At 61.8% G+C, this 4,801-nt stretch carries 4 protein-coding genes and 1 pseudogene; all 5 read left to right on the forward strand.

The genetic code is table 11. The features are described 5' to 3' along the window. The first annotated feature begins 36 nt into the window (after positions 1-36). Positions 37-924, forward strand: a complete 888-nt coding sequence (locus VGO12_RS03600) for a proline/glycine betaine ABC transporter permease (RefSeq protein ID WP_327511366.1) — start codon at positions 37-39, stop codon at positions 922-924. Continuing rightward, on the forward strand, positions 917-1,954 hold the full coding sequence (locus VGO12_RS03605) for a glycine betaine/L-proline ABC transporter ATP-binding protein (RefSeq protein WP_327511367.1): 1,038 nt from the start codon (positions 917-919) through the stop codon (positions 1,952-1,954). Before VGO12_RS03600 ends, VGO12_RS03605 begins: the two co-directional genes overlap by 8 nt. Before the next feature lie 106 nt (positions 1,955-2,060). Further along, entirely contained in the window at positions 2,061-2,972 is a 912-nt protein-coding gene (locus VGO12_RS03610; RefSeq protein ID WP_327511368.1) for a dihydrodipicolinate synthase family protein, read from the forward strand. Between the two features lie 63 nt (positions 2,973-3,035). Further along, positions 3,036-4,382, forward strand: a complete 1,347-nt coding sequence (locus VGO12_RS03615) for an FAD-binding oxidoreductase (RefSeq protein ID WP_327511369.1) — start codon at positions 3,036-3,038, stop codon at positions 4,380-4,382. Positions 4,383-4,618: 236 nt separating this feature from the next. Continuing rightward, positions 4,619-4,801: pseudogene (locus tag VGO12_RS03620) on the forward strand (GlxA family transcriptional regulator); the annotation flags it as partial.

The following is a 4,801-nucleotide window of genomic DNA, read 5'->3' on the forward strand; positions in this document are numbered from 1 at the left end:
AAACTTGCGCCGGCTTCTTCAAAAAGGAGGAACCGAATGGAATGGCTTTATGAATTCCCACACATGAACGACGACGCTCTTCGCGCGCTGAAGAAAGCGATCGACGAAGGTTTCCGGTCGTTCACGCGCGCCTATGGCGACGTCATCGAGGGCTTCTTTTCCCCCTTGCAGCACTTTCTGATCGCGTCCGAGCGGTTCATGACGCAGACGCCCTGGCCCATTATCATCGTCATCATCCTGGGGATCGCCTGGGGTGCGAGCAGAAGCTTGAAGGTCGTGCTTGGCTGCCTGGTGACCCTCTTGGCGATCGGCTATTTCGACATGTGGGACGACACCATGCGGACGATCTCGATGATCTTCGTCTGCACGCTGCTGTCGATCGCCATCGGTATTCCGATCGGCATTCTGATGTCCCGTTCCGATCGTCTCCAGCGGGTCGTCAACCCGGTGCTCGACGTGATGCAGACGATGCCGAGCTTCGTCTACCTGATCCCCGTCGTCATGCTCCTGGGGATCGGCAAGGTGCCGGGTCTCATTGCCGTCGTCATCTACGCGATCCCGCCGATGATCCGGCTTACCAATCTGGGCATTCGCCTCGTCGACAAGGACGTGCTGGAGGCGGCCGATGCCTTCGGTTCCTCGGGATGGCAGAAGCTCAAGAACGTGCAGCTGCCGCTGGCCTTGCCGACGATCATGGCGGGCATCAACCAGACGATCATGATGGCGCTCGCGATGGTCGTCATCGCCTCGATGATCGGGGTCCAGGGCCTTGGGCAACCCGTGCTGAAGGCGATTGCCAACCAGTACTTCACGCTCGGCATCTTCAACGGCCTCGCCATCGTCGGCATTGCCATCATCTTCGACCGGGTCAGCCAGGCCTATGGCGAGAGACTGCAGAAGCACCGGGAGATCGTCCATGGCTGACACCACGTTCGGCGGCATCAAGATTCGCCACCTCTACAAGATCTTCGGACCAAACGCCTCTGCGCATGTCGAGGCCGTGCAAAAGGGCTTGACGAAAACCGAGCTCAACGAACGGCACGGGCATGTTCTCGGCTTGCGCGACATCAACATCGAAATCCCCTCCGGCTGCATCCAGGTGATCATGGGCCTGTCGGGGTCGGGAAAGTCGACCTTGATCCGGCACATCAATCGCCTGATCGACCCGACGGCCGGCGAAGTGCTCGTCGATGGTGTCGACGTCGTCAAAATGGCCCAGCCGGAACTGCGCGAGTTCCGGCGCCACCAGACGGCGATGGTGTTTCAGAAATTTGCGCTGCTCCCGCATCGCAACGTTCTCGACAACACGCTCTATGGCCTTGAGGTTCAGGGGCTGGAGCGCGCAAAGGGCGTCGATATCGCCATGCGATGGATCGAGCGCGTGGGGCTGAAGGGCTTTGAAAACAAGTATCCCAACCAGCTTTCCGGCGGCATGCAGCAGCGCGTCGGCCTCGCCCGTGCGCTTTCCAACGACGCGCCGGTTCTCCTGATGGACGAAGCCTATTCGGCGCTCGATCCGCTCATTCGCATGGATATGCAGACGGTGCTTCTCGACCTGCAGAAGGAGATCAAGAAGACCATCGTCTTCATCACCCATGATCTCGATGAAGCCTTGCGATTGGGCGACCAGATCGCGGTCCTGCGCGACGGCGAGGTGATCCAGCAGGGCACCAGCCAGGACATCGTCCTGAGGCCCGCCGACGACTACATCGCCAACTTCGTGAAGGAGGTGAACCGTGGTCGGGTCGTTCATGTCGAGGCCGTCATGACACCGGTCGCCGCCGATCACGCCGTCAATGGCGCGACACTGAGCACGGGAAGCACGATCGAAGCTGCGCTGAAGATCCTGGCGCACAAGGACGCCAAGGATCTGGTGGTGGTCGATGCCGTCGGCATGCCCGTCGGCACCGTCGATCTGAAGCGGCTGGCCGCAGCGGTCGTAACGCCGCACTGAGCGGCGGGAGACCTGCACACATTCAACCGAAACCTAGGAACCGGGCGGGCGTTGCCGCGGCGAAATCCGCTCGCCCAAGTTACGGGCCTATCGAGGAGAAGACATCATGAAGTTCGAAGGCATCTACACCCCGGCGATCACGCCAATCGGGCAAGACGGGGAAATCGACCGAAAGGGTTTTGCAGTCGTGCTCGAGTCCCTCATCGAAGCGGGCGTTCACGGCATCATCATCGGCGGATCGACCGGCGAATACTACGCCCAGAGCGCAGAGGAACGCTTCGCCCTCGCCGCCCTCGCCAGGGATGTGATCGGCTCACGGCTGCCCCTCGTCGTCGGGACGGGCGCCACCAGGACGGAAGACTCCGTGGCATTCGCCAAGGCCGCCAAGGAGATCGGCGCCGACGCCATTCTCGTGTCGTCGCCGCCCTATGCCTTGCCGACCGAGGAGGAAAACGCGGTCCACGCGCTGACGGTAGACCGGGCGGCGGGTCTGCCGATCATGCTCTACAACTACCCGGCCCGCATGGGCGTGATGATGGGGGACGCGTACTTCTCCCGTGTCAGCGAATCCCGAAACGTCGTGGCGATCAAGGAAAGCTCCGGCGACATGGCCAATCTCCACCTGCTCGCCCGCAAGTACCCGAACATCGCTCTCTCCTGCGGCTGGGATGACCAGGCGCTTGAGTTCTTTGCCTGGGGCGCAAGGAGCTGGGTCTGCGCCGGCTCCAACTTTCTGCCGAAGGAACATGTCGCCCTCTATGAAGCCTGCGTCATCGAAAAGAACATCGACAAGGGACGGGCGATGATGACGGCGATGTTGCCGCTCATGGATTTCCTCGAAGGCGGCAAGTTCCTCCAGTCGATCAAACACGGTTGCGAACTGAAGGGCCTTCCGGCAGGGCCGGTGCGCGCGCCGCTCGGTCCGCTCAATACGGAGGAAAAGGAAACGCTCGCGACGATCGTCGCCACCTTGAAGCGCGACGTCGCCCAGATCACCGCTGGAAACCGTCATGCGTGAGCGAAAGATCGCAACCAATGGGATCGCCAGGTTGCGCGTTCAGCCCATGAGAGAGGCGCCCCGATGATCACGCGGTCCGTCAAGCGCTTGCCTGTCGAAAATGGCATTTCGGGCTGGGAGGCGATCAGCCGACGTACGTTTCCAGTCCGCTGTCTCGACGGCCACGTGAACGCCGACTGGCTGGTCATCGGCGCCGGCTTTGCCGGTCTCTCTGCAGCGCGCCGCCTGCTGGACCTGCGCCCCGATGACAAGATCGTCATGCTCGAGGCGAGTGAAGTGGGCAAGGGAACGTCGGGTCGGAACTCCGGCTACATGATCGACGTGCCGCACAACCTTTCATCAAGCGAATACTCAAGCGGAGGTGCTGACAGCACGCGCCGCGAAATGGCCCAGAACCGATACGCCATCGAGTTCGCCGCGCGGGCGGCGGAAGCCTATGGGATGTCGCGCGAGACCTTCGATCCCTCAGGCAAGATCAATGCGGCTGCGACGGCCCGCGGCATGGGGCTCAATAAGAGCTTCGGCGGGTCGCTCAAAGCCACGGGCGAGAACCACACGTTCCTCAACGCAGCAGAGATGCGTGAGATAACGGGGTCGAACTATTACCTCGGCGGGCTCTACACCCCGGGTGCGGTCCTTATCCAGCCGGCGGACTACGTGCGCCAGTTCGCTGCCGGCCTTTCAAACGACATCGATCTCTTCGAACGATCCCCGGTGACGTCGCTCAAGCGCGACAACGAGATATGGACAGCATTGACCGCGAATGGCTCGGTGAGCGCGCCCAAGGTCATCCTCGGCGTCAATGGCCATGTGGAAGACTTCGGCCATTTCGGCGGGCGGCTGATGCACATCTTTGCCTACGCCTCCATGACCGCACCGTTTCCGGCCGACGGCATCGGGCGCAATGCGTCAGGCGGGGATCGCTGGGCCTTGCTCCCGGCCGACGCGATGGGCGCAACCGTCAGAAAGATCACATCAGGCGGTCACTCGCGCATCGTGATCCGCACCAAGTACACCTACGATACGACGCTCACCCTTTCGCAGGACCGCCTCTCGAAAATGGCGCGAGCGCATCGACGTTCGATGGATGCGAGATTTCCTGGCCTTGAGGAAATACCGTTCGAGCACAGTTGGGCAGGCCGTCTCTGCCTTAGCCTCAACCACGTGCCGGCCTTTGGCGAGATCGACGAAGGGCTTTTTTCCGCGTGCTGCGAGAATGGGCTTGGCACCGTCAAGAGCACGCTTGCCGGTGTCATGGCCGCCGACCTGGCAACCGGGACCGTGTCTAGGGAGCTCGAAGAATACATGGATCACCGCGACCCTACCCGGCTCCCGCCGGAGCCGTTCGCATGGCTCGGCATAAACTCGGTGATCCGACTGCAGGAACTTCGCGCAGGTCGCGAGGGGTGATGGGCTTCAGGCGACCGGATGGGCGGGTAAAACGTGCATTCATACCGCAACTGGGATGCATTGCCCTGTCGGCCTGTTGTGCAAGGCAGGCCTCTTTGTCGGAGCCGAGACTATACGAGTTCGGGGGTTGCCCGCGCCATGACGAGACGATTTCAGAAACGGGTTTGGGTGTGGCCCCGGTATGATAAACAGCCCACGGGTGCCAACCATGACGTGGGTGGCGAGGTAGGTTAGCTATGACGACGAATATCAAATCCAGCCCACCGGCGACGAACCGGCTCAAGATCGGTTTCGTGCTTGCCCGGTCCTTCACGCTCTCCGCCTTCGCGCTGTTCGTCGACACGCTGCGGCTGGCGAGCGACGAGCTCGACAGGTCGCGCCGGGTTCGCGCTGACTGGCAAGTGCTCGGCAATACACGG

This window comes from Ensifer sp., from assembly GCF_035999135.1.
Classification (GTDB): Bacteria; Pseudomonadota; Alphaproteobacteria; order Rhizobiales; family Rhizobiaceae; genus Ensifer.

What these genes read in the sequence shown, in the direction of transcription:
- VGO12_RS03600 (WP_327511366.1), top strand. Translation starts at nt 37, where the DNA reads ATGGAATGGCTTTATGAATTCCCACACATGAACGACGACGCTCTTCGC.
- VGO12_RS03605 (WP_327511367.1), top strand. Translation starts at nt 917, where the DNA reads ATGGCTGACACCACGTTCGGCGGCATCAAGATTCGCCACCTCTACAAG.
- VGO12_RS03610 (WP_327511368.1), top strand. Translation starts at nt 2,061, where the DNA reads ATGAAGTTCGAAGGCATCTACACCCCGGCGATCACGCCAATCGGGCAA.
- VGO12_RS03615 (WP_327511369.1), top strand. Translation starts at nt 3,036, where the DNA reads ATGATCACGCGGTCCGTCAAGCGCTTGCCTGTCGAAAATGGCATTTCG.